This is a genomic window from Clostridium algidicarnis DSM 15099 (assembly GCF_002934235.1).
GTDB classification, from domain to species: domain Bacteria; phylum Bacillota; class Clostridia; order Clostridiales; family Clostridiaceae; genus Clostridium_L; species Clostridium_L algidicarnis.
Map to the genome: position 1 here is coordinate 39,734 of NZ_PTIS01000015.1, position 24,911 is coordinate 64,644.

The 24,911-nt window shown below is 29.4% G+C and carries 23 protein-coding genes and 2 pseudogenes; 3 read left to right on the forward strand and 22 right to left on the reverse strand.

Features of this window, described 5'->3' with window-relative positions:
* Positions 1–130 precede the first annotated feature (130 nt).
* The 15 genes and pseudogenes from BD821_RS10255 to BD821_RS10325 form a co-directional block, all read right to left on the reverse strand.
* Positions 131–961 (reverse strand): YitT family protein, encoded by an 831-nt coding sequence (locus BD821_RS10255; protein ID WP_242971490.1) that lies wholly within the window; start codon positions 959–961, stop codon positions 131–133.
* Between the two features lie 267 nt (positions 962–1,228).
* Complete coding sequence (locus tag BD821_RS10260) at positions 1,229–2,563, reverse strand: replicative DNA helicase (RefSeq protein WP_104410405.1); 1,335 nt, start codon at positions 2,561–2,563, stop codon at positions 1,229–1,231.
* A gap of 67 nt (positions 2,564–2,630) precedes the next feature.
* Positions 2,631–4,532: a Lon family ATP-dependent protease gene (gene lonC, locus BD821_RS10265; RefSeq protein ID WP_104410424.1), complete on the reverse strand. Its 1,902-nt coding sequence runs from the start codon at positions 4,530–4,532 to the stop codon at positions 2,631–2,633.
* Positions 4,533–4,574: 42 nt separating this feature from the next.
* Positions 4,575–5,018, reverse strand: a complete 444-nt coding sequence (rplI, locus tag BD821_RS10270) for a 50S ribosomal protein L9 (protein WP_104410406.1) — start codon at positions 5,016–5,018, stop codon at positions 4,575–4,577.
* On the reverse strand, positions 5,015–6,952 hold the full coding sequence (locus tag BD821_RS10275) for a DHH family phosphoesterase (RefSeq protein WP_104410425.1): 1,938 nt from the start codon (positions 6,950–6,952) through the stop codon (positions 5,015–5,017). Before BD821_RS10275 ends, rplI begins: the two co-directional genes overlap by 4 nt.
* A 106-nt stretch (positions 6,953–7,058) precedes the next feature.
* Positions 7,059–8,069 carry a YybS family protein gene (locus BD821_RS10280; RefSeq protein ID WP_104410407.1) on the reverse strand — a complete coding sequence of 337 codons (1,011 nt, stop codon included), beginning with the start codon at positions 8,067–8,069 and terminating at the stop codon, positions 7,059–7,061.
* 36 nt (positions 8,070–8,105) lie between these two features.
* Positions 8,106–8,420, reverse strand: a complete 315-nt coding sequence (locus BD821_RS10285; protein ID WP_029451736.1) for a MazG-like family protein — start codon at positions 8,418–8,420, stop codon at positions 8,106–8,108.
* Positions 8,421–8,534: 114 nt separating this feature from the next.
* A complete protein-coding gene (locus BD821_RS10290; protein ID WP_104410408.1) occupies positions 8,535–9,134 on the reverse strand; it encodes a response regulator in 600 nt (199 codons plus the stop codon).
* Between the two features lie 12 nt (positions 9,135–9,146).
* Complete coding sequence (locus BD821_RS10295; RefSeq protein ID WP_104410409.1) at positions 9,147–10,937, reverse strand: sensor histidine kinase; 1,791 nt, start codon at positions 10,935–10,937, stop codon at positions 9,147–9,149.
* A gap of 200 nt (positions 10,938–11,137) precedes the next feature.
* Complete coding sequence (gene rpsR, locus BD821_RS10300) at positions 11,138–11,389, reverse strand: 30S ribosomal protein S18 (RefSeq protein WP_372443416.1); 252 nt, start codon at positions 11,387–11,389, stop codon at positions 11,138–11,140.
* A gap of 164 nt (positions 11,390–11,553) precedes the next feature.
* Positions 11,554–11,880, reverse strand: a pseudogene (locus tag BD821_RS10305) (single-stranded DNA-binding protein); the annotation flags it as partial.
* A gap of 13 nt (positions 11,881–11,893) precedes the next feature.
* The gene (gene rpsF / locus BD821_RS10310; protein WP_029451741.1) at positions 11,894–12,181 is read right to left on the reverse strand and encodes a 30S ribosomal protein S6; all 288 of its coding nucleotides are present in this window, start codon (positions 12,179–12,181) and stop codon (positions 11,894–11,896) included.
* Positions 12,182–12,290: 109 nt separating this feature from the next.
* On the reverse strand, positions 12,291–12,470 hold the full coding sequence (locus BD821_RS10315) for a DUF951 domain-containing protein (RefSeq protein ID WP_104410410.1): 180 nt from the start codon (positions 12,468–12,470) through the stop codon (positions 12,291–12,293).
* 28 nt (positions 12,471–12,498) lie between these two features.
* Complete coding sequence (locus BD821_RS10320; protein ID WP_104410411.1) at positions 12,499–13,377, reverse strand: mechanosensitive ion channel family protein; 879 nt, start codon at positions 13,375–13,377, stop codon at positions 12,499–12,501.
* A 22-nt stretch (positions 13,378–13,399) separates the two neighbouring features.
* Positions 13,400–13,648 carry a putative Se/S carrier protein gene (locus tag BD821_RS10325; RefSeq protein ID WP_029451745.1) on the reverse strand — a complete coding sequence of 83 codons (249 nt, stop codon included), beginning with the start codon at positions 13,646–13,648 and terminating at the stop codon, positions 13,400–13,402.
* A gap of 274 nt (positions 13,649–13,922) precedes the next feature.
* Here BD821_RS10325 and BD821_RS10330 point away from each other — a divergent pair, with 274 nt between their 5' ends.
* From BD821_RS10330 to yyaC, 3 genes are all read left to right on the forward strand, one after another.
* The gene (locus tag BD821_RS10330) at positions 13,923–15,077 is read left to right on the forward strand and encodes an aminotransferase class V-fold PLP-dependent enzyme (RefSeq protein ID WP_104410412.1); all 1,155 of its coding nucleotides are present in this window, start codon (positions 13,923–13,925) and stop codon (positions 15,075–15,077) included.
* Between the two features lie 3 nt (positions 15,078–15,080).
* Positions 15,081–16,136: a sporulation integral membrane protein YtvI gene (gene ytvI, locus BD821_RS10335; protein ID WP_104410413.1), complete on the forward strand. Its 1,056-nt coding sequence runs from the start codon at positions 15,081–15,083 to the stop codon at positions 16,134–16,136.
* A 72-nt stretch (positions 16,137–16,208) separates the two neighbouring features.
* A complete protein-coding gene (gene yyaC, locus BD821_RS10340; protein WP_104410414.1) occupies positions 16,209–16,790 on the forward strand; it encodes a spore protease YyaC in 582 nt (193 codons plus the stop codon).
* 103 nt (positions 16,791–16,893) lie between these two features.
* Here yyaC and BD821_RS10345 read toward each other — a convergent pair whose 3' ends face one another.
* From BD821_RS10345 to mnmG, 7 genes and pseudogenes are all read right to left on the reverse strand, one after another.
* Positions 16,894–17,394 carry a DUF4446 family protein gene (locus BD821_RS10345; protein WP_029451750.1) on the reverse strand — a complete coding sequence of 167 codons (501 nt, stop codon included), beginning with the start codon at positions 17,392–17,394 and terminating at the stop codon, positions 16,894–16,896.
* A gap of 90 nt (positions 17,395–17,484) precedes the next feature.
* The gene (locus BD821_RS10350; protein WP_104410415.1) at positions 17,485–18,336 is read right to left on the reverse strand and encodes a ParB/RepB/Spo0J family partition protein; all 852 of its coding nucleotides are present in this window, start codon (positions 18,334–18,336) and stop codon (positions 17,485–17,487) included.
* Positions 18,329–19,066, reverse strand: a pseudogene (locus BD821_RS10355) (ParA family protein); the annotation flags it as partial. The pseudogene BD821_RS10355 and the gene BD821_RS10350, both read right to left, overlap by 8 nt.
* Positions 19,067–19,181: 115 nt before the next feature.
* A complete protein-coding gene (locus BD821_RS10360) occupies positions 19,182–20,510 on the reverse strand; it encodes a hypothetical protein (protein WP_104410416.1) in 1,329 nt (442 codons plus the stop codon).
* A gap of 852 nt (positions 20,511–21,362) precedes the next feature.
* Positions 21,363–22,142, reverse strand: a complete 780-nt coding sequence (gene noc, locus BD821_RS10365) for a nucleoid occlusion protein (RefSeq protein ID WP_029451754.1) — start codon at positions 22,140–22,142, stop codon at positions 21,363–21,365.
* Between the two features lie 126 nt (positions 22,143–22,268).
* Positions 22,269–22,988, reverse strand: a complete 720-nt coding sequence (rsmG, locus tag BD821_RS10370; RefSeq protein WP_104410417.1) for a 16S rRNA (guanine(527)-N(7))-methyltransferase RsmG — start codon at positions 22,986–22,988, stop codon at positions 22,269–22,271.
* 27 nt (positions 22,989–23,015) lie between these two features.
* A complete protein-coding gene (mnmG, locus tag BD821_RS10375) occupies positions 23,016–24,902 on the reverse strand; it encodes a tRNA uridine-5-carboxymethylaminomethyl(34) synthesis enzyme MnmG (protein WP_104410418.1) in 1,887 nt (628 codons plus the stop codon).
* Between the last annotated feature and the right edge of the window lie 9 nt (positions 24,903–24,911).

Below are 24,911 nucleotides of genomic sequence, written 5' to 3' on the forward strand. Positions count from 1 at the left end.
TCACTTATAAATACTCTAAATTCTTAAAAAATAGCTAATTATATTAATAACATAAATAACTTTTCTAAAACTAATATATCTTCTAAATACTAATAGAAAACTAAAGGAGGAAATCTTCCCTCCTTTAGTTTTAAAAAGTCTTAAATCCATCTCCTAAGGTTTCAAAAACATCTGTTACACTAACAAAGGCCTTTGGATCTTCTACCTTTATAAAATTCTTTATTTTGATAAATTCCCTATTATCAACTATGGTACAAAGAACTTGTATATCGCCCTTTGAATAACTTCCCTTTGCATAATAGGTGGTAGCCCCCCTACCTATTTCTTCTAATATAAACTTCTCAATTACATCTTTTTTAAGGCTTATTATTCTAACTTCTATACATGAATTAAGCCCTTCAATCATTCTATCTATAACTACTGCATTTAATGTTACAGCCATAAGAGCATATAAGCCTTCTTGAAGACCGAATGTAAATGCAGCTAATGTTATCACTACAATATCAGATAATAACAATCCTTTTGCTATATTCATCTGGAAATACTTATTTAAAATCTTAGCTATAATATCAGTGCCTCCTGTAGATGCGTTTTTGTTAAATATTATTCCCATACCCGCTCCTTGAATTAATATACCAAAAAATAATTCAAGTAAAATGTCATTAGTAAAGGGTACGTTATGTGGGAATATAACCTCAAAGGTTCTAACTAACCCAGATAATAATAAGCTTGCATATATAGTCCTTGCACCAAAAGAGTTACCTATCAATATGAATGCTACTATAAAAAGTATTATATTCATAAAAAACATGGATGTACCTACTGCAAGGGCTGGAATGTGTTTATTTAATATCATAGCAAGTCCATTAACACCTCCGGCTGCTATGTTGTTTGGCATTAAAAAGAAGTAAGTTCCTATAGATACTAAAAGTATCCCAAAGGTTATAATAGCGTAATCCATAATATTTCTTGTCACTTTATTCATAAAAATCCCCACTTTATGCATTATTTTTGAATACTTATGTAAACCTTTACAGTTTTGTGCATAACTATTCATATTGATTTAATATAACCATTGAAAAGTTAAATATTAAATCAATATTTTATTACATTATGATTATACACTAGGTTTGATTAAAAAAGTAGTTATATAAAAGCATCTTTCAAATAAAATTTGGTGCATTATAAATCCTACTAATAAAAAAAGGCGAGGATACCCTCGCCTTTTTTATTCTTGATGTATTATATCTAATCTTCCAAACTTACTATATTGTCCAAGCCATGCTAATTTAACAGTTCCAACAGGACCGTTTCTTTGCTTAGATATTATGCATTCTGCAATGTTTTTTTCTTCAGTTTCTTTATTATAATATTCATCTCTATAAAGAAACATAACAATATCAGCATCTTGCTCTATGGAACCTGATTCTCTGAGGTCTGAGAGCATTGGTCTATGATCTGCTCTTTGCTCTGGAGCACGAGACAACTGAGAAAGTGCTATTATAGGGCATTTCATCTCTTTTGCTAATGCTTTTATAGATCTTGATATTTCTGAAACCTCTTGCTGCCTACTTTCACTTCCTGATCCAGACATAAGCTGTAAGTAATCTATAATTATCATATCTATTCCATGCTCTATTTTTATTCTTCTACATTTAGATCGCATTTCCATTACAGTTATACCAGGTGTATCATCTATATATATTTTAGATGCCGCTAAAGGTCCTGAAGCTCTAGCTATGTTTTCCCAGTCTTGATCTTCAAGATTCCCTGTCCTAAGTTTTAGCATATCTACATTAGCTTCAGCACACAAAAGCTTATAACCTAACTGCTCTTTAGACATTTCAAGTGAAAATATAACCACACTTTTATTTGCTCTTAATGAAGCATATTGGGCTATATTTAAAGCAAATGTTGTTTTACCCATAGAAGGTCTAGCAGCAATAAGAACCATATCACCGCTTTGAAATCCTGAGGTTTTACTATCTAATTCAGGAAATCCTGTAGGTACTCCTGTGATATCTCCCTTATTGTTAAATAGCCTTTCTATTTCTAAAAATCCTCTTTCTAAAACTGAGCTTATAGATTCAAAATCACTAGTAGTTCTTTTTTCTGCTATATCAAATATCTTCTTTTCTGCAAAATCTAATACTTCTTCTACATTGTCTTGTTTATTATAGCTATTTTCTATGATTTCTGTAGAAGACCTTATTAGCTTTCTTAACATAGACTTATCTTCTACAATCTTTATATAAGATTGTAGATTAGCAGTGGAAGGAACAGAATTACTTATTTCTGTTATGTATGTTATCCCTCCAGAGTTTTCGAGCTTTTCAATAGACCTTAAGTGTTCTATTAAGGTTATCATATCTACTGGTGCATCCTTTTGATAAAGCTCTAATATAGCTTGAAATATAACCTTATGCGCATCCCTATAAAAATCCTCACTTCTAAGAACCTCTACTGCTTGAGCTATGGATGTCTTATCTATTATCATTGATCCTAAAACTGATTGTTCCGCTTCCGTATTTTGAGGTAAGCTTTTCATTATGGGCGCTTCCATCCATACCCCTCCTGTTTAAAATGTAATATAGACTCCATCTTCAGTAAAGAGGAGTCTTATTACCTTATTATTTAAATACTATTTCTAAAACATCTTCTATTGTATCTACTGATTTAACTTCTATATCAGTTAGTCCTGAAGGTATCTCTTTTTCATTATCCTTTGGTACTAATACAAGGGTTACACCCTTTCTTCTAGCCCCATATATCTTTTCAAATATTCCACCTACAGGTTTTACTTTACCTCTAATAGATATTTCACCTGTAAGGGCTATATCTTGTCTTAATGGCTTTTCTAGTAATGCACTAATTATACAAGCTGTTATAGCTGCTCCTGCTGAAGGACCATCAATCTTTCCTCCACCTATGACATTTACATGCACATCATAATCTTTAATATCTTTGTCTGTAACTTTTCTTATTACAGCCGCCGCATTAAATACAGAGTCCTTAGCCATACTACCTGCAGTATCATTAAACCTTACTCTTCCCTTGCCTTTTTCTGTAGCCTTTAAGACAGATGCTTCTATTTCAATAGTAGAACCTATAAAACCACTTACACCTAAACCATATATATGTCCAATTTCATATTTTCCTCTATTATCTTCTAATGTATCATAAGGAGTAAATCTACTTATTGCTATTACCTCTTCAACATCCTTTTTAGTTATATATATATCATCTTTATTTTGTTTTTCTCCATAAAGTATATATCCATAACAATCGGATAACATGTTTACAGCTTTTCTTCCTTCTATGGTGTATCTACTAATTAGTTCTGAAACTCCATCTTCTAATTTAACCTTAAGTTTATCTGCTGCATTTTCCACTATCTTTTCTATATCTTTTGAAGCTAGTGGTTCAAAGTAGACTTCAGTACATCTAGATCTTAAAGCTGGATTTAAGTCCCTTGGTTCTTTAGTTGTAGCTCCTATTAAAACAAAGTCTGCTGGGGCACCCTTTTCAAAAAGATACTTTATATACTTAGGTGTATTCTCATCATCTGGATCATAATATGAAGATGAAAACTCTACCCTTTTATCTTCTAATACCTTTAGAAGTTTATTTTGAAGTATGGAATCTAGTTCTCCAATCTCATCTATAAATAAAACTCCACCATGAGCATCTGTAACAAGGCCTGGCTTTGGTTCTGGTATACCAACTTCGGCTAAATCTCTTTTACTACCTTGATATATGGGATCATGTACTGATCCTAAAAGTGGATTAGTTATTTCTCTTGGATCCCATCTTAAAGTTGTACCATCTACTTCTATAAACTTACCATCCTTTGAAAATGGAGTAAGCTGGAGCTTCTTTGCCTCTTCTAGTGCGAGCCTAGCTGCTGTAGTCTTACCAACCCCTGGAGGTCCATAAAGTATTATATGTTGTGGATAAGGAGATGATATCTTTGATAATAATGATTTTATAGCTCTTTCTTGTCCGATGATTTCATCAAAGCTTTCTGGTCTTAAAAATGTCTGTAGGCTTCTGCCTAACTTTCTAGAATCTAAAGCTTCTAGATCAGCATGCTTTTTAAGGGTTTTAGTGTTTTCTGGCCCCTTTTGTTTTCTTATTATTCCAAGTCTCATATCATCAATATACTTATCTTGTCTTTCCCTTAAAGCCTCTTCCACCTGTTCTTCTATTTTGTTTTGTATATACTTTCTTGCTAGGTTTTCAGACATCCACTTATTTGTGTCTTCCATAACTTCGTCTATTTCTTTTTCACTTGGTATAGAACTAGCTATACCTTTACCATCGCTTACTATTTTATTTAAAGCATAGGCTCTTTTATATAAATCATCACTTTTCACATGCTTTTGTAATTTAAACTTTACAGTCCTAGCTCTTACTGCACCTTCATCTAAAACATTATTTAAGACTTCAAGAGATACATTTATCTGTGATTCTAAATCTATTTTATTATTTAAGATTTCTTCTGTTTCTTCTATTTCTTCTATTTCTTCTATTTCTGATAACCCTTTTTCTGACTTCAATATATATCCTCCTCGTTACTGTGCTGCAATAACAATTTTCATTTTTGTAGCTATTTCAGGATAAAGCTTTACCTCTACCTCATAAGTTCCAACTTGTTTTAATGTATCCATAACTAGCTTTTTCTTATCTATATCTATTTTATATTGCTGTTTAATAAGTTCTGCTACATCTTTATTTGTTATAGCTCCAAATAATCTTCCACTTTCACCTGTTTTAGCTGATATCTTTATTTCTTTTCCTTTTAGGCTGTTTGCAAGTTTTTGAGCCTCTTCTATTTCAGCAGACTTTTTCTTTCTTTCATTTTCATTTTTTGTGTTTAATATATGCAAGTTTTCACTAGTTGCCTCTTCAGCAAGTTTCTTTCTAAATAAAAAGTTCCTTGCATATCCATCAGCTGCATTTACAGCTTCTCCTTTTTTCCCAAGACCTTTGACATCTGATAATAATATTACCTTCATTTTTTGTCACCTTCCTTTAAGTATTTACCTATAGAACCTTTTAACATTTCTACTGCTTCATCTAAAGATGAGTCATTAACTTTAGCTCCTGCCATAGTCATATGTCCCCCACCACCAAGAGATTCTAATATAACCTGTACGTTTAAATCTCCAAAAGATCTACCACTTATATTAACGTCATTATCTATTTTAACAAGAACAAAGGATGCCTTAATACCTGTGATGTTTAGTAGTTCATCTGATGCTTGTGCTGCGATTATGGTATCTTGTATATTTGGTGGACAAGTAGCAATTGCAATATCATTTTCAACTACCACCGATTTTATTATTTCAGCCTTCTTTAAATAAGAAGATAGATCATGGCCAAACATCTTCTTTACATCAATAGTGTCTGCTCCTGATCTTCTTAAAAAAGAAGCTGCTTCAAAGGTTCTAACCCCTGTTTTGAAATAAAAATTCTTAGTATCTAGACATATTCCTGCTAAAAGCGCTTCTGCTTCAATTTGAGTAAGCTTTGGTTTATCTAACATGTATTGTATCATTTCTGTAACCAATTCTGAAGTTGATGAAGCATATGTTTCTATATAAGTTATAATAGAATCTTCTATAATATCAGGATTCCTTCTATGATGATCTATTATCATTCTCTTTTTAATAGAGTTTACTATTTCAGGATTTTGTACGTAGCTCATGCTATGCACATCTACTAAAATTAAAAGACTATTTTCATCAATTTTAGGCATACTATCCTTTGCAGTTAAAAACAAATCATCATATTCCTCATGCTTACTTAGTTTATCCAAAATATATTTTATGTTATTATTACCATCTTCTAAAACTATATAACATTCTTTATTCTTCTTTTTTATAGCACTACTTAAACCAACAGCTGCACCTAAGCAATCCATATCAGGATTTCGGTGACCCATTATAAATATATTGCTACTTTCGGTAATTAGATTGTTTAATGAATGCGCTATCACTCTTGCTCTAACTTTAGTACGCTTTTCAACTTCTTTAGTATTACCACCATAAAATGAAAGCTTTTCTACATTTTTTATAACAACCTGATCCCCACCTCTTCCAAGGGCAAGTTCTTTAGCCTTATTAGCATAGTTATGGTTTTCTAAAGGATTTTTACCACCTCTACCAACTCCAACACTAAGAGTCACTGCTAATTTATTTCCAAGGTTTATTTCTCTAATTATATCTAAAATTTCAAACTTACGTCTCATATCTGCTTCTACATAAAGACTTTGAACAGATAAAACATATTTATTAGAAGAATATTTCCGTATCATAGCATTAATATTTTGAGCATAACTATTTATTGCTCTTTCTATTTCAGCTGCAAGTAAGGGCCTCATATCTTCCTCTGTACTTTTTATAACTTCATCTAGATTGTCTACTTCAATTAACATTATATTTTCTTTAGCTTCTATATTTTTTTTACTAGTAGTTATATCATAAAAATACAACATTCTTAAAGAATGATCTACATAATTCTTATCTGGCGTCTTCACAATGCTTGTATGGACATCATAATAACCATCACCAATTTTAACATTGTTATAAACTGTTTTATCTGACTCTGGGTTTTCTTCTATATTAAACTCTTCAATTAAATAACTTATATTTTTACTTAATATCTCTTCTCCTTTTAGTATATCTGAAAACCTGTTATTATACCATGATATATTACCTTGTTCTCCTACTATAAGTAGTGGAAATGGAAGATTTATTAACATATTTTTAGTAGCCTGATCTAAATTTTCAGAAAAGTCTTCTAAAAATTCCTTCCAATTATTATTCTTTTCTCTTAAATTATTATAATTATAATATATAAGACAAACGTAAATCAAAGAAAATAAAATACCTTCTATCAAATGGCCTTTTATAAATAATAAGGCTATAAGTATTCCTATAATAGTCATATAAACCTTTGTATTTGTTACTAATCTTTTATACCTCTCCACAATAATCCGCCTTCCTAAATTAATACAGGTATGAATTCTTAAATTCTCTTATATAATTTAGTATTTATTTTTTTAATCTTTTCTTAAAAGTATTACGTAAGCTATTTGGATTTATTTCTCTAAGATCTATAAATATATCTCCAAGCCCTAAATAAACAACAAATAAAATTAGCGGTTGTATAATAAATAGCATAATTATTATGAAAACTTTTATACCTTTTTTATTATTAAATCTTTTTTCTAAATAATAAAATATAACAGATAATCCATCTATTAAAAGTATAAATTGAAATAACGTAACGCTAAATGGAAGCAGATATTCTCCTAAAGGTATATTATATGAATTAAGTATAATACTTAAGCAAATAACAAGTATAAAGCCTGCAGCTACCTTATCATCAAAATACCACTTTGTAAAAGATTTAGGCTCTTCAACTTCGTATCCTAACCTCTTTAAAACTTTATTGGAAATAAGTATATTTATATAAGCTGATATAGCAAGTACAATTATAATACCCGCTGGAATCATAATTAATAACGTTCTTGTATCTAAGGATTCCAATAAATCCATAGTAGGATTACTTGTAATATCCACTCCCAACCCTTCATATAATTCCTTACTTATAGCAATACTTTCCTTAAATGGCCCTATAAACATAATATTTATATACTCATCAAGTGAAGTTTTAACTATAAATGACATATAGATATATACACTAATTAAGCTTTGTATAAGACCTGCAATTGTTTGATATAAAAGAGTCTTAAAAAATCCTTTTTTGTGTTTTATACAGTATCCTAAGGTAATACCTAAAAGTAATATACTGGTTGATGATATTATTGCCCTAATAGGATCTATAAACATTAACATAACTATAAAACTTAAAATACAAGTTAATAAAGCAATCTTTCCGTTATGCCTTACATATAATATTACTACAGGTAATGGCAAAGCTATGGATACTATTGTGCCTAAAATAGGAACATATAATATTATAAAATTAAATATAATAATAATAGCAGCCATTAAACCTACTTCTAATATTTCTTTTGTAGTGTATTTTCTATTTTGCATAATTTCCTCCTAAAATAAAGCTTGTTAAAATCAGATTTATCTTTCCCTTAAGTGAGAATTTAATTTAGAAAGGTTTTTACCGTCCTTTTCCACTACATCCTCTTCTATTATTCCAATTTTAAGTTTCTTTTTCATTGTCTCATCTACAGCAGTGTAAGAATATCCCAGCCTTTCTGCTAAAACATATAGTATTATTATTGCCCCGGAAATGCATTCTAATATTGCTTCTTGAGCTACATTACTACCCTTTGTTAATAATTTAAAAAATTCTGCTATCACAGATAACAGTTGTGATTTTAATCCTTCTATTATCTTTATATCTGACATTATATTAAAGTTATCCTGTTTCAATATAACCCCTCCTATATTCCCTTATTGATATTATACCTTAAAGGTGAAGATTAAAATATATATCTATTGTAGTTTTCTTTCAATATTTATGCAACTAGTTAATAGATTCGTCACTCATAGCTTCTCATTTGATTCAGAATACCCAAATACTTCTGCAGCTGATAAGAATTTAATGGATTCCTTTACATTACCATAAGACTCATATGTTTTTCCAAGCAAATAATATATTTGTGCATTTGAAGGTTCCACACTTAAAGCAGTTTTTAGTATGTTTATTGCATCATAGAGCTTACCTTCTTTTAAAAGCTCTTTAGCCATATCTATATAACTTGCATTATTTTCCTTATCAAATAATATTCCTTTAGATAAATCCTTTAATATTGATCTTATCTTATCTGATGTAAAAGGTTTTTGAAGATAAGCCATAGCTCCTAATTTGGTGCAATCTACAGCATTTTTTACTGTTGCAAAAGCTGTCATTATTATAACTGGGGTTAATATACCCTTTGCTCTTATTTTTCTAAGCACTTCTGTTCCGCTGATTTCTGGCATCTTTATATCTATAAATGCTAGATATAATTTTTTCTTTTCCAAAATTTCTAAGGCGTCATATCCATTTTTACATTGTATAACTTCATACCCTTCTAACTCTAGGCATGTACTCAACATCATTCTTATATTTTTAGTATCATCTACAACAAGTACCTTTTGCATAATAAATTCCTCCTACTTTTCTTCATTTATAGGTAAAGCTATGATGAATTCACTACCCTCTCCCAAAGTACTGTCACACCATATTTCTCCTTTGTGTATCTCTACTATTTGTTTACATATTGAAAGTCCAAGTCCTGTACCCTTATTTTCGCTATCTTCTGGACGAATTTGAACAAACCTTTCAAAAACCTTATCTAAATAATCTTCTGGTATACCAATACCTGTATCCTTTATTGATATATATATCTTAGAATCAGACTTATAAGCTCTTACATTTATTTTATCTTCATATAAAGAATATTTAATTGCATTAGAGATTAGGTTATTAACAACCCAGGTTAACTTTTCAAAATCACCCATTATTGCCGGTAATCCATTTTGTACTTCATAAGATAAGTCAATTTTCTTACCTTTTGCTAAATTATAAAATTCTTTCTCTAACTTTGAAAGTTTTAAAAGATCATTAACTAAAGCTAAAAGTTTTTCTGAATCTTCTTTAATTGTATCTATTACTTCCCTTTGCTTACTATTTATTTCTCCTAAGCTGCCCTCTGTAAATATACTAGTTCCCATCATCAATGAGGTTAATGGAGTCTTAAATTCATGAGATATAGTAGATATAAATTCTGTCTTCATATTTTCAATCTGCTTTAATTGAGTAACATCTTGAAACACAACAACAACTCCATTTACTTTTTCTTCATCATCACTGTTAGCCACCCTTGTTACGATTACATTAAAATAATATTCCTCACCTTTTATATGAAAATTAATTATCTGTTCTTTATGTTCATTAGTACTATTTATTACTTTATAAGATCTAGATATATAATCAAAAATCTTTCCTTGATCTACTGCTTCTAAAAAGTGCTTATTTAATACCTTCTTCTCTTCTATATTAAAGAATTCTTCAAAAGCTTTATTTAATAAGGTTATCTTATAATTAGTATCTAATACTATAAGTGGTGTAGATGAGCTTTTAACTATAGCCATAGTCTTATTTCTCTCTTCCAGTAACTTTCCTAAAGTACTTCTTTCAAATTCATATAACCTTTTAGTCATATTATTAAATTCTTTTGCCATTACGCCTATTTCATCCTCTGATATTATTGGTGATTGTTGATTTAAATCGCCCTCTTTAACCCTTTTTATAGTTTCAGTTAAAAGATGTATTGGTTTGAGTACCTTATCCAAGTAATACTTAGATAGTACAAATCCCCCTATCACTGCAAAAGTTGAAATTATTAATATTAAATACATAGAATTTTGAGCATCGTTAGTTACCTTATCTTTATTATTTAACATAGATTGTTCATTTAAAGATCTAATATCATTTAATGTGTTTCTTACACTATTTTCTGTTTGTATCATTGTGTCATTGTAAAACATTACCGCCTCTTCCAACTGTGAATTTCTTGCAATAATTTGAAGTGATGAAAAGTCTTTAATATATTCTAAGTACTGTTTAGACAGTTCCTTTATAAGTTCTTCTTCACCTTTTTCTGTAACATTTTTTGCCTCTATATTGTAAAATTTAAAAAATTCATCGCTTTCTTTATAAAACTCATCAATATTATCTTCGGTATTATTATATATGCTAGATATTACTATTAAATCTAACTTCTCCAAGGATTCAGACATGTTATCGGAAGCCTTTATACTTTTATAATTATCAACCATAAGTCCATCAATAGAGTTTTTTAAATTATATAAATTAATTACTGAGCATATACCAACTATACCAATTGTTATTACTAAAGATAAATATACTAATGTTATCTTCTCTTTAAATGTCTTATTCATAAATATTCTCCTTAAAAGTTTAACATTATACAATTTTATACTATAAATTAATTTAAGTATATTCTTTACTTGTTTATGCTTCAATAGTCTATACCATACATAATTTAAAAAGCACTACATAATAACTAATTTTAAGTTAGTTTTACTATACAGAGCAAAAAAATAAACCCCATCCTATGATGAGGTTATACTTTAACCATTTATTGTTCTGTTGTAAATGGTAATAATGCTATGTTTCTTGATCTCTTTATAGCGCCTGTTACTTCTCTTTGATGCTTAGCGCAAGCTCCGGAAATTCTTCTTGGAAGAATCTTTCCTCTTTCAGTTATAAACTTTCTAAGTTTATTTACATCTTTATAATCTATACTTCCAGACTTATCCATACAGAAGGTGCAGACTTTTTTCTTAGAACGTCTCATTTTTCCGCCGCCGCCTCCGCCGCTTCTTCTCATGCCGTCTTTTTGATCTCTACTCATGCTATTTCCTCCTTACTTTTAAATTAAAATGGAATGTCCCCATCATCAACGGGGGTCATATCATCATCACTGAACTGTTGTGGTCCTCCAAAGGATGTTCCTCCTGAAGACGAACCTTGGTTAGAATTGCCTCCAAATGTTGCTTCCTTGTTGCCCCATTCTAAGAATTGGACTTCATCAGCTACAACCTCTGTAACATATCTTCTAGTACCATCTTTGGCTTCGTAAGACCTAGTTTGAATCCTACCGCTCACTCCCATGAGTTTACCTTTATTCATGTAGTTTGCAGTGGCTTCTGCTTGCTTTCCCCATACCACAACGGGTATAAAGTCTGCTTCTTTTTGAGCAGCTTTAGGATTATACCTATCTACTGCTAAGGTCAATGTGGTAACTGCTGTCCCGTTTCCTGGAGTAAACCTCAATTCAGGATCTTTCGTCAATCTTCCGATTAAAACTACTTTGTTCAATTAACCCACCACCTTATTCTTCTTCTTTAACTATGATATGTCTTACTATACCATCAGTGATTCTGAATATTCTATCTAATTCTTTAGGTAATTCAGGATTAGCACTGAAGTTTATCAAAGTGTAGTATCCTTCGTTAACTTTCTTAATTTCATAAGCTAATTTTCTTTTGCCCCAGAAATCAACATTGTCAACTACTCCACCATTAGTTTCTATTACACCTTTAAACTTTTCGATATTAGCTTTAACAGCCTCTTCTTCCATTGTTGGATGTAATATAAATATAGTTTCATACTTTCTCATTGCACTTCACCTCCTCCCCCCGGACTAACGGCTGTGATTTTATCACAGCAGGGATCACGTCAAATAATCTTACCATAACTTAATTTCAAAGTCAATATGCTTATTTTTATTAAAGTACCTTTTTAATATCTTTTTCAAATTTACTTCTAGGAATCATAACTATTCTATTGCAGCCCTTACACTTTATCTTAATATCTGCTCCAACTCTTATTATTTCCCAGTCATAACTTCCACAAGGATGTTGTTTTTTCATTTGAACTACATCACCTAGATTAAAAGTTTTATCCATTACTTATCCTCTCCATCCCATACTTTTTTTAAACATTATTTAAACTATCGCTTTTTATTACTACTCGCTTTGGATAAGGAACTTTAATTTTATGCAGATCTAAATTATCTTTAATTTCTTTTCTTAATGCATTTTCAGCTTCCCACTGTGTCATAGGTTTAGCTCTTCCTACAACCCTTATAGTAAATCCAAACTCTTTTATAGCTGTGACACCAATAACCCTAGGTCCATCTACCATATTGTCATTATTTTTGAAGTTTTCACATATAGAATTTAATATATCTACTACATTATCTATATCTTCTTCTCTTGCTATATCTACATCAACAAGAACTCTTATTGATCCTCTAGAATGGTTTGTAACTGTATTTATATTACCATTAGGTATAAGATGTAAGTCTCCATTGAAGTCCCTGATCTTAGTTAATCTAAGGCCTATCCCCTCTACAATTCCGCTCTTATCTTCAATATCAATGTAGTCACCTACTGCAAACTGATCTTCAAATAAAATAAAAAATCCATTTATAATATCTTTAACAAAGTTTTGTGCTGCAAATCCTATTGCTACTCCACCTATTCCAGCAAAAGTAAGACTTATAGGTCCTACTATTTGAGTTAATATAGATGCTACACCAAAAAAGTATACTGTATACCTTAATATACTTTTTAGAAGAGTTCCAAGGGTACTAGCTTTTTTAACATCCAGTGAGACTTTCATTTTGCTTTGCTTTTTAATAAATTTATCAATAAACTTAGTTCCAAGCTTAACCATAATAAACATTATAACTATTATAAAAACCACATTTAATATTTTAAATAAAAATCCTTGAAGCTTTTCTATGGATATCCAAAACCTACCTATACCTATAAATTGATCATTAAATTGAAAAAAAGAACTTAATAACATAATTCCTCCTGAACGTAAATATTTATATTAATTGCTCAAACTTATCTTCACTTTTGTAATAAAGATTCTTTATATGTATTTCACCATTATCTATGATATTCCTAATTAAATCGTAATTATCCTTTGAAAACTTTATGCTGATGCCACAGCTTTGTGTTATATAAGTAGGTGTTGGCATTATTATAACTTTAACACCCTTATCTTTTAATATCTTTTCTGACTCTATTGCATCATGTGTATTTTTAAATACTATTAAATAATAATCTTTCATAATTCATATTCAGTGATAAGCTGTTATCACTAAAGTTTCCCTCCTTTTATTTTAAAATTCACATATTTTATGCTTATTATACTTTAAGCTAAATTCATTGTCAAACAAGTAGATTCAAGCCTTATAACATTAGAATCATTCTTTTATTTTAAAAAACTTCTACTAGGCTCTTATAATCTAATATTAAAATATATTTTAACATTAGATTGCTGAAAAATATACGTCTATGAATTATAATAGTAGTATACTAATAAATATTAGGAGGTAATTTACAATGAAAGTTTATCTTGATAATGCTGCTACCACTTACCCAAAACCACCCTCTGTACACACTGAGATGCTTACTTACTTTACAAACATTGGTGCAAGTCCTGGAAGAGGAAGTTATTCTTCAGCCTTAGAAAGTAGTAGACTTATATATAAATGTAGGGAATCCTTATGTGCCCTTTTTAATTTCCCTAAACCTGAAAATGTAATATTTACATACAACGTTACAGCTTCATTAAATATGCTAATTAAAGGAGTTGTAAAAAAAGGGTTTCATGTAATAACTACATCTATGGAGCATAATTCTTCTTTAAGGCCTTTATTTCAACTAAAGGACAACTTAGATATAGACTTAGATATCTTACAATGTGATGGTAATGGTGTTTTAAATATAGACGAATTCGAAAATCTTATAAAGCCAACTACAAAATTAGTAGTTATAAATCATGCTTCTAATATTATAGGATCTATACAACCTATAGAGGCTATAGGAAGAATATGTGCCAAAAATGATATTTTCTTTATTATAGATGCAGCTCAAACTGCTGGTGTTATAGATATTGATTTCGAAAAGGTGGGCTGTAGTGCACTAGCTTTTACTGGTCATAAAAGTTTACTTGGACCTCCCGGCGTAGGTGGATTTTTAATTTCTGATAAATTAAGTGAAGCTTGTGATCCTATTATAACTGGTGGAACTGGTAGCTTATCTTCAAGTGTTTATCAGCCATCCTTTTTACCAGATAAATTTGAAAGTGGAACTATGAATACTCCTGGAGTTATGGGCCTTTTAGCTGGAATAGAGTATATAAATTCTGAAGGCATGAATTCAATAAAGGAAAGAGAAGATGATCTTTGTGATTTATTTATAAACTCTATTTTAAATATGGATAAAGTCAAACTTTATGGTCTTAAAAGTTCTAAAAATAGAACTGCAGTAATATCTTTAAACTTTAACGATATAGACTCCTCTGAAGTTTCATATATATTAGATTCTGAATTTGGTATAATGACTAGAACAGGACTACATTGTGCCCCACTAGCACATAAAACCATAGGAACTTATCCTGAAGGAACGTTAAGATTTAGTATAGGACCCTTTAATGACAAAAAGGATATAAACTATACAATTGACAGTTTATATAAAATATTAAGGAGTAGCTAAATTATGACACAACTTTTAAATAAAACTAATAAACTACTACTATTTTTTGTAGCATATACTTTAGCATTTATATTATTCTTTAAAACACTACCTTATACACTACCCTTTGTTCTAGCTTTAATCTTTGCTTATTTGCTTAGAAAACCTACGCGGTATCTAGTAAATAAATTTAAACTTAAAGCATCATTGGCATCAATACTTACAACCTTAGTGTTTTTTACCGCAATAATTTCTTTATTATCACTTACCATATCCTCAATGATAAAGGAAATAATAACACTAACTAAAGGTATTCAAACTTATATTGATTCTAATTACTATAATATACTAGATATATTTTCAAAGCTCCAAAATAACTTTAACGATATAGATCCTTATATTTTAGATACAGCTAAAAATTACTTTTTAAATTCAATTTCAGGAATTCTTAATTCAACTGTAAATATTGGTACATCTATCGTAGGTTATTTGATTAATATATTAGCATATATACCCTATATAGGTATGGTAATTGTTTTTACACTTTTAGCTACTTATTTTTTCACTAAAAAAGTAGTTACACACAATGTACCTTTTGTTTCTACTATTAAAGAAAATAATAACTCTGATAAAGCTTTAAAAGTATTCAACCATGGTAAGAAAATGTTACTTAGTTATATAGGCTCTTATGGAATCATTATACTAATAACTTTTCTTATAACCTTAACTGGATTTTTAATTCTAAAAGTTAATTATGCTTTAATATTAAGTATCCTTTGTGCATTATTTGACCTGTTACCAGTACTAGGTATGCCACTTATATATTTTCCACTTATAATCTATAATCTAATTATAAAAAATTATTTCATAGCCATAGCCTTACTCATATTATACCTAGTAGTATTTATTACACGTCAGATAGTTGAGCCAAAGATAGTATCTTCATCTTTAGGTATAGACCCTGTAGCCGTTCTAGCCGCTACCTTCATAGGTTTAAAGGCTAATGGAGTTACTGGATTAATATTTTGTATGTTTTTAGTTGTATTTTATAATGTATTTAAAAAGGTAGATATACTATAAAATATTCTTTGATTTTATAGTTGAATAAAAATACTCCTTAATGGATATAATTCCAAAAAAGGAGTATTTTTTATGATTGAAAATTTATCTTTTGATTCAAATGATAAAAGGTCTGTAGTTTTAATATCAAATTATCTTTCTAATATAATTTCCAATGAATCAAATAAAGGCAATCCAATAGTGTTTTTATGTATTGGAACTGACCGTTCAACTGGAGATAGCCTTGGACCTTTAGTAGGCAATAAGCTTAATTTACTAACTAGAAATAACTTAAATATTTACGGAACTTTAAAAAATCCCATTCATGCTAAAAATTTAACAGAAACCATGAATGAAATTAATACCACCTTTAATTCTCCATATATAATTGCAATTGATGCTTGTCTAGGTAAATTAAATAGCGTAGGTAACATTTTCATAAATAATGGACCACTCTATCCTGGAACTGCTTTAAATAAGAACTTACCACCTGTAGGTGATTTAAGCATAACTGGAATAGTAAACATTTATGCTAGTATAGATTTTATGATACTACAAAACACTAGATTATATAATGTGATGAAATTAGCTGATGTTATATCCACATCTATCCATCAAGCTATAATAAAGTCTGATTTATGCATAAACGGCTCCCGAATGAAACTACATAATTAGCTTTTAAATCTCTCACCTAATATTAAGTAAAATAGATATTACTTTCTAACCATAAAATATGCCTCCAATTAAAATATGTTTTAATTGGAGGCATATTTCATAGCTATTTCTCTTCAATAGCTTGATTTAAAACTTTTAATTCTTCTTCAGATAAATCATACCTAGATATGCCTTTATCTATAGGCTTAGCATAGGTTGTACTTTCATTTCTTCCATAAATGCCTGTAATTATGACACCATCATTACTATAGTTCAGTAATGCTATAGAAAAACTTAAATCACTTCCTACATCTTCAAATGCTTTATACCTTATAACAGCTACCTTTTGTATACAATCTTTTAACCTTAATTCCATACTATCATACATTGTTTTAACTTCTTCTGCTATGGATCTACCTTCTTCTACTTTATCTAAATAAAGATTTATTAACTCCTCTATATTTTTATTTTTAGATCCTCTCATAAACTTTCTATATTTTTGTTCTAATTTTCCTAATGATTTAAATAATATAATTATAAGTATTAAAAATATTAAATTTATAACTAGTAACCCTATTATTATGTAAGGTTGCTGATCCCCTATTGTTTTTAGTATATCTTGCAACTACTAATCCTTCCTTTCTATGTTTCACGTGAAACATTTTAAGATTTATAAGTATTCATGTTTTATAATCATTTAAACTTTTACCTATGATTATTTTGACTCTATTTTCATCATATCTAAAATTCTTTGAAGATCTTCCTCTGAGTAATACTCTATTTCTATTTTTCCCTTGTTATTTTTCTTAAAATTAATATTAACCTTAGTATCAAAATAATTTTGAAGCTTTTCTTTTATTTCATTATAATATGGATTTATAGGTTTATTAACTTCTATAGTTGTATTATCTTTGTTTATATCTTTTATTATCTTTTCAATATCTCTAACTGTAAGCTCCTCATCTATTATCTTTTGAGATAACTCATATTGTAAGTTTTTATTAGCTACAGCAAGTAACGCTCTTCCATGACCTTCGGTTATTACTCCCTCTTTTAAATAATCTTGTACTCTATCATCTAAGTTTAGTAATCTAAGCGTATTTGAAATTGCCACCCTAGATTTACCTATTCTTATACTCAATTCTTCTTGTTTCAAATTAAACTCTTGAGTAAGCCTCCTATATGCTAATGCCTCTTCTATAGGATTTAAATCTTCTCTTTGTATATTTTCTATAAGAGATATTTCTAAAACTTGTTTGTCTGTAAGATCCATTACTATAACTGGTACTTCTTTTAATCCAGCTAGCTTAGCTGCCCTCCATCTTCTCTCTCCAGCTATAATCATATACCCATTATTAACGCTTTTAACTACAATGGGTTGTATAATACCATGCTCTTTTATAGATTCAGCTAAAGAAGAAAGTTTTTCTTCATCAAAAATTTTACGGGGTTGTTTGCTATTTGGCTTAATTAAATTCATAGAAATAATACTTTTATTTTCATCTTCATTTAATTCTTCAGGAATAAGGGCACTGAGGCCCTTTCCAAGGCCTGACCTTTTAGCCAATGCTATCCCCCCCTTGTCTTTTTATAAACTCTTTAGCTAAATCTTCATAAGAAGATGCACCTCTACACTTATTATCATAAAGTGCAATTGGAAGACCATAGCTAGGTGCTTCTGCTAACCTTATATTTCTAGGTATTGTTGTATCGTAAACCTTATCTTTAAAGAATTTTCTTACTTCTGAAACAACCTCATTTGCAAGTTTTACCCTACTATCATACATACTCATTAAAATACCTTCTATTTCTATATCTTTATTTAATGACTTTTTAACCAATTGAATGGTGTTTACAAGTTGTCCTACTCCTTCTAATGCATAAAATTCACATTGTATTGGTATAAGCACTGAATTGCATGCAGCTAAGGCATTAATTGTTAAAAACCCTAAAGATGGTGGGCAGTCTATAAATATATAATCAAATTTATCTTTAACTTGATCCAGCTTATCCCTTAAAATCACTTCCTTATCTTTTTTATTCATAAGCTCTACCTCAGCACCTGCAAGTTCCATAGTTGATGGTATTACATATAAATTTTTAATTAATTCTGATTCTAATATTGCTTCTTCTGCAGATATATCAGATGATATAACATCATAAGCTGAATATTTAAGGTTCTTTTTATCGATACCAAGTCCACTAGTAGTATTTCCCTGAGGATCTATATCTATTGCTAGTACCTTATATCCCTCTAATGCAAGATATGAACATAAATTAATATTGGTTGTTGTTTTGTAGGATAGGAAAAAGACGCCTTACTATATTTCTATAATTGGTTTTCTAAGACCCTCCACCGAACCGTACGTACACCTTTCAGCGTATACGGCTCTCTAATTACCCTAAGTAAATCTATATTTTTTGTGTTTTTAGTCTGTTACTTAAATATGGTGTTTTATTTTCTTGATTATAACTTTCTTGATGAGAAAAGTTATATCTTTTTATATACTTTTCTTTAACTGCTTTTATTGATATATTTTCTTTTAAAGCTATTGTACTTATCATACTATTTTTATGATAATATCTAAATCGTCTCATCTTGTAATTAACATCTTCAGCATATTTATAATATTCATAAATATAATCTATTTCAAGAGTATATAACCTTATAATGTCTTCACGCTTTAAATTTATTCTTTTCCCTATATAGGAAGGTTTATTTTCTTTTTTGAAATTATTAATTGAAGTATTCATAACTTTAGAACTAACTAAAATCTTTGTAAAGGATTCTTTGTTTCTAAATCTAATATTATAATTAAAAAAATCTATATTGTTTGAGTCTTTTAATTGATATTCTTCAATATCCATATATTTTAATTGTTTTAACCTGTAATTTAGATCTTTTAAAAATCCTTTCACATCACCGCCATGCTTTATCATTAAAAGTGCCTCATCATAATAGCATACAGCACTGACATTTACTCTATTTAAATTTATTAACTCTTCAATTACATTTCTTAATTTTAAGAAATATAATTGATAAAGACTAGCACTAACGTGGCTATCTTTATCTATATACATATAATACAAATCATCATTTTTTACTATTTCATAAAACCTTAAATAATTTGATTTAATAAATAAATCTATAAGTGCTTTCAACCTTCCATCATCTATTTTATCATTAATAATACTTGTTAAAATATCTATTTGTTTCACGTGAAACATTTCATTTAAATTAATCTTTACCACCTTATAATAGTATATGTGTTTTATACCTTTTAAATAACTAATTACATCTTCTTTTTTATCTAAAATCTTAAAGAATTCTTCTTTATTTAAATTAGAAAAGTAAATATTATCTAACACCTGCTTTAATACCTTTTGAATTATATAATCCTCTATTGCTCCTTCATTAATATACATATTCAATAAAGCATCTTCTTTAAATTTACTAATATCCGTAGACTTTAATAAATATATATATTTATTGTTAATAATGCAATTTAAGTCTTTAGGATTATACTTTTCTGTCTTTAATCGGAATATAATATTTTGTACTAGTTTATCAATATCTATATTTTCTTTAATTGTATACTCTTTGAATATTTCATTTTTACTTATCTCATCAATAACACCATAATAAAAGTCTAAATTGAATAATTGTCTATAGATTCTATTAAATTTGAATTCTATAGGCTTTTTACTTAGTATTGACAAAATCATATCAGCTTTTTGCATTTCGCATACCTCCATAACTTTGCAATTGGTAATCTGCTTCCCTTCGCCCTGTAAGCGGCTTTCCCGCATCCGAATTTACGGCATTCCCTGTTAATTCAGGTTTCTCTGACTACTACGAAAGCTCCGTAACCATATCAAATATTCAAGGAACTACATCCTATAGCCTTTAATGGCATTTTGACTTAGGCTATCTCCGTTTAGATTTATAAACAAAAGATATAACTTAGGCTCCTGTTCGCTTCTCTAGGCTATTATATTATAGCCCTGGAAAGGTTAGAGAGTATAAAAATCATAGGAAAAATTTTTATAAACCTTATCTAATAAATTTTTATTACCTGGCGATTCAGGCAAGAGAAACTAGGTTTAAAGCAGTTTAGCCTTGGCCCTATTATATCATTGGTCTTGCAATAACCTTCAATATTATTGAAATTAATGCTTTTCTGGCATGCTATTGTCCTTTTTGTAGTTTCCTATAAAAAGTAAGCCAGCTAACCAAATAAACATCTCTCTAGTTTAATATCCTTAAGGACGTTGTTTAAATACCCTTTACGGACGCACTCCTACTCCGCCTTTTTGATTAAAAATACATATCATTTTCATAATTTAGCTTTCATATACTAATTACTCGTTATTATATTTAGTATACTTAAGCAACACCCCCTCTCTCTTATCCTCATTATATATTCTACTCCAATATAATTAAAGCCTAATTTAAATATTTATTTGTTTCACGTGAAACATTTTATTTTTAATATAAAAAAACATCCTCATATTACATTTTTACGTATAATATATGAGAATGTATCTTTTTATATTGAACTATTAAAAGTCTATAATAGATATATTTATAGTTTATTTTTTAGGTATCTTAATAGTGACTTCTATAAATTCATCAAAGTCTTTAGAATCATATTTTGCACTAATACCATATTTATCAAAAACCTGTTTTATTGTATTTATGTACACCTTCGGCGAGAATATGCCTTTAATTCTTTTCTTACCATCTTTAGATACAGTATCGCTAGATATTTTTATTAATTCTCTGTTTATTAATTCCTCTGTATCTTTTACGTTTAAAGACTTTTTTATAACTATATTCAATATTTTTTGTTGTAGTTTTTCTGTAGGCAACTTTAATAAAGCTCTAGCATGTCTTTCTGTAAGTTTATTATCTAAAACTATTTCTCTTACATTTTGGGACAGTTTCAAAAGCCTAAGCTTATTTGCAATAGTAGATTGTTTTTTACCTATAACCGAAGCTAATTGTTCTTGAGTATATCCATGTTCCTTTATCAGATTAAAGTATGCCTCAGATTCTTCCATGTAATTTAGGTCTTCTCTTTGCAAGTTTTCTAATAATGCTATAGCTGCAGAATCCCTATCAGAAATATCAACTATTATAACTGGGACTTTAGGAAGACCTAGCTTTTTAGCGGCTCTTAATCTTCTCTCCCCTGCTACTAGCTCATATCTTCCTTCTCTCATCTTTCTTACAGAGAGAGGTTGTATTATACCGTAAGATTCTATAGACTCTGCCAATTCAGTAATAGCATCTTCATCAAAATACTTTCTTGGTTGGTATAAATTGGGTAATATAAGATTAGGTTCGATATACGTTATTTCATTGTGCATATTCCATACCATCCCTTGCTTCTTCCATCTGTTAATAGTTTCTATATTAACAATGAAATTCCTCTTTTATTCCATAAAAATCATACTACAAATTATATCATATTTTTACATATTTATAAATAATTTTTATCCCAAAGGTTTTTTACTCATAATTCCTGAGTTCCTTGGATAAATACTTGGTGTTAAACTTACCTTTTTTATAATTACTAAATTATGATTTAAATCACTATTTTCAATATTTACAGGTATAATCTCTTGCACCTTTCCTCCTAATATAGCTATAGCTCTTTTAGCTCCATTTAACTCTTCTTCGATACTAGGTCCTTTTAATGCTACAAAGTAACCACCTAGCTTAACATAAGGAAGACATAATTCAGACAAGGTACACATATTAGCTACTGCCCTTGATGTTGCTATATCAAATTTTTCTCTATACTTTTCAGATCTTGATAATTCTTCTCCTCGCCCGTGTATTGTAGAAAAATTATTCAAATATAACTTTTCTATTACCTCATCTAAGAATTTAACCCTTTTATTTAATGAATCCAGTAATACAATATTACAGTCCTCTTTCATAATACCAATAGGTATTCCAGGAAATCCAGCTCCAGTTCCCACATCAATTATACTTTTAGCTTCCTTGAATCCTTTAAACTTAAAAGCCTTTATACAATCAATAAAATGTTTTTTAACTATATCATCATCTTCTATTATAGCCGTTAAGTTTATTTTATTGTTCCATTCTTTTAAAATATCTTTATAATTCATAAACTTATTAAACTTTTCTTCATTAAAATCTAAACTTACATCATCTGATGCAATTTTCATTAAATCATAAAACTCCATATTTACCTCCAAACCAATGTTTTTATATTAACTTTCATGTCTAAGGCTATACTTATGTTCAAGATATATTAATAATACTGACACATCAGCTGGTGAAACACCTGATATCCTTGATGCTTGACCTATACTTATAGGTTTCACAGTATTTAACTTTTGAATTGCTTCTATCCTAAGTCCTTTTATCTCATTATAATCTATATCCTTTGGGATCATTTTAGATTCAAACTTTTTAAATTGATTTACTTGTTCCAATTGCTTTTCTATATAACCTTCATATTTAGACACTATATTTACTTGATCCATAACATCCTTTGGAAGTATAGGTCTTTCCACATCTAGTGGCGCTATTATATAATAATCAAGCTCTGGCCTTTTTATTAACTCATATAAGCTTATAGGTTTTTTTAATTCTGTAGTTCCTAAGGTTTCTAAGCATTCACTTGTTTCTCTTTTACTTGTTACTTGAATACTTTTTAATCTATTAAGTTCACTTTCTATTTTGTGTTTTCGGATTTTGTATCTTAAATATCTGTCTTCTTTAACTAATCCTATTTTATGTCCTATTTCTGTAAGCCTTAAATCCGCATTATCCTGTCTTAATAATAACCTGTATTCAGCTCTTGATGTCATCATCCTATAAGGTTCATTAGTACCTTTTGTAACTAAGTCATCAATTAAGACTCCTATATAACCATCAGATCTAGCTAATATTAGTTGTTCTTCATCTTTTATTTTTAAAACAGCATTTATACCTGCTATTAATCCTTGTGCTGCCGCTTCCTCATATCCAGATGTACCATTTATTTGTCCCGCTCCAAATAACCCATTAACCCTTTTATACTCAAGTGTAGGTTTTAATTCTAGTGGGTCTATACAATCATATTCTATGGCATATCCAGTTCTCATTACTTCAACATTTTGAAGTCCTGGTATAGTCTTTAGCATACTAATTTGAACTTCTTCTGGAAGTGAACTAGACATACCTTGAACGTACATCTCTTCAGTATCTTCACCTTCTGGTTCAATGAATATTTGATGTTGAAGTTTATCTGGGAATCTCATTATTTTATCTTCTATAGATGGGCAATATCTAGGACCTACTCCCTCTATAGAGCCATTATAAAGAGGTGATCTATCTATGTTTTCTCTAATTACATTATGAGTTTCTTCATTAGTGTAAGTTAAATAGCAAGACATTTGATTTCTAGTTATATCATCACTCATGAATGAAAATGGAACTATGGTGCTATCACCCTTTTGTTCTACAGTTTGAGAAAAGTCTACAGAGTTTTTATTTATACGCGCAGGTGTACCTGTTTTAAATCTTCTAAGATCAAATCCTAGGTTTATCAAAGAATCACTAAGGCTCATAGAAGGTGCAAGTCCATTAGGCCCACTATAATAGTTAACCTCACCAAAGATTACCCTGCCCTTTAAATAAACTCCTGTTGCAAGTATTACAGTTTTAGCTTTAAAATATGCACCGGTTCTTGTTATTACACCAATTACATTTCCATCTTCTACATCTATATGGTTTATTTCAATTTGTTTTATATCTAGATTTTCTTGCATCTCTAAAACATGTTTCATCCTATATTGATATTTAGTTTTATCTGCTTGAACTCTTAAAGAATGAACAGCAGGTCCTTTTGATGTATTTAGCATTCTAGATTGTATAAATGTGTGATCTATATTTATAGCCATTTCTCCACCTAGGGCATCTATTTCTTTTACTAAATGTCCCTTTGCTGTACCCCCAATATTAGGATTACAAGGCATAAGGGCTATACTATCTAAATTCATTGTAGCCATAAGCGTCTTTTTACCCATCCTAGCAGAAGCTAGTGCAGCCTCACAGCCAGCGTGGCCACCCCCTATTACAACTACATCATATTCTCCTCTTAAATATCTCATTTTTCACCT

What these genes read in the sequence shown, in the direction of transcription:
- BD821_RS10315 (WP_104410410.1), bottom strand. Translation starts at nt 12,470, where the DNA reads ATGGATAAAACTTTTAATCTAGGTGATGTAGTTCAAATGAAAAAACAA.
- BD821_RS10260 (WP_104410405.1), bottom strand. Translation starts at nt 2,563, where the DNA reads ATGGAAGCGCCCATAATGAAAAGCTTACCTCAAAATACGGAAGCGGAA.
- yyaC (WP_104410414.1), top strand. Translation starts at nt 16,209, where the DNA reads ATGATTGAAAATTTATCTTTTGATTCAAATGATAAAAGGTCTGTAGTT.
- BD821_RS10280 (WP_104410407.1), bottom strand. Translation starts at nt 8,069, where the DNA reads ATGCAAAATAGAAAATACACTACAAAAGAAATATTAGAAGTAGGTTTA.
- noc (WP_029451754.1), bottom strand. Translation starts at nt 22,142, where the DNA reads ATGCACAATGAAATAACGTATATCGAACCTAATCTTATATTACCCAAT.
- BD821_RS10320 (WP_104410411.1), bottom strand. Translation starts at nt 13,377, where the DNA reads ATGTTATTAAGTTCTTTTTTTCAATTTAATGATCAATTTATAGGTATA.
- BD821_RS10290 (WP_104410408.1), bottom strand. Translation starts at nt 9,134, where the DNA reads ATGCAAAAGGTACTTGTTGTAGATGATACTAAAAATATAAGAATGATG.
- rpsF (WP_029451741.1), bottom strand. Translation starts at nt 12,181, where the DNA reads ATGAGAAAGTATGAAACTATATTTATATTACATCCAACAATGGAAGAA.
- rplI (WP_104410406.1), bottom strand. Translation starts at nt 5,018, where the DNA reads ATGAAGGTAATATTATTATCAGATGTCAAAGGTCTTGGGAAAAAAGGA.
- BD821_RS10360 (WP_104410416.1), bottom strand. Translation starts at nt 20,510, where the DNA reads ATGCAAAAAGCTGATATGATTTTGTCAATACTAAGTAAAAAGCCTATA.
- BD821_RS10295 (WP_104410409.1), bottom strand. Translation starts at nt 10,937, where the DNA reads ATGAATAAGACATTTAAAGAGAAGATAACATTAGTATATTTATCTTTA.
- ytvI (WP_104410413.1), top strand. Translation starts at nt 15,081, where the DNA reads ATGACACAACTTTTAAATAAAACTAATAAACTACTACTATTTTTTGTA.
- BD821_RS10275 (WP_104410425.1), bottom strand. Translation starts at nt 6,952, where the DNA reads ATGACTATTATAGGAATACTTATAGCCTTATTATTTATAAAAGGCCAT.
- mnmG (WP_104410418.1), bottom strand. Translation starts at nt 24,902, where the DNA reads ATGAGATATTTAAGAGGAGAATATGATGTAGTTGTAATAGGGGGTGGC.
- BD821_RS10255 (WP_242971490.1), bottom strand. Translation starts at nt 961, where the DNA reads ATGGATTACGCTATTATAACCTTTGGGATACTTTTAGTATCTATAGGA.
- BD821_RS10330 (WP_104410412.1), top strand. Translation starts at nt 13,923, where the DNA reads ATGAAAGTTTATCTTGATAATGCTGCTACCACTTACCCAAAACCACCC.
- rsmG (WP_104410417.1), bottom strand. Translation starts at nt 22,988, where the DNA reads ATGGAGTTTTATGATTTAATGAAAATTGCATCAGATGATGTAAGTTTA.
- BD821_RS10325 (WP_029451745.1), bottom strand. Translation starts at nt 13,648, where the DNA reads ATGAAAGATTATTATTTAATAGTATTTAAAAATACACATGATGCAATA.
- rpsR (WP_372443416.1), bottom strand. Translation starts at nt 11,389, where the DNA reads ATGAGAAGAAGCGGCGGAGGCGGCGGCGGAAAAATGAGACGTTCTAAG.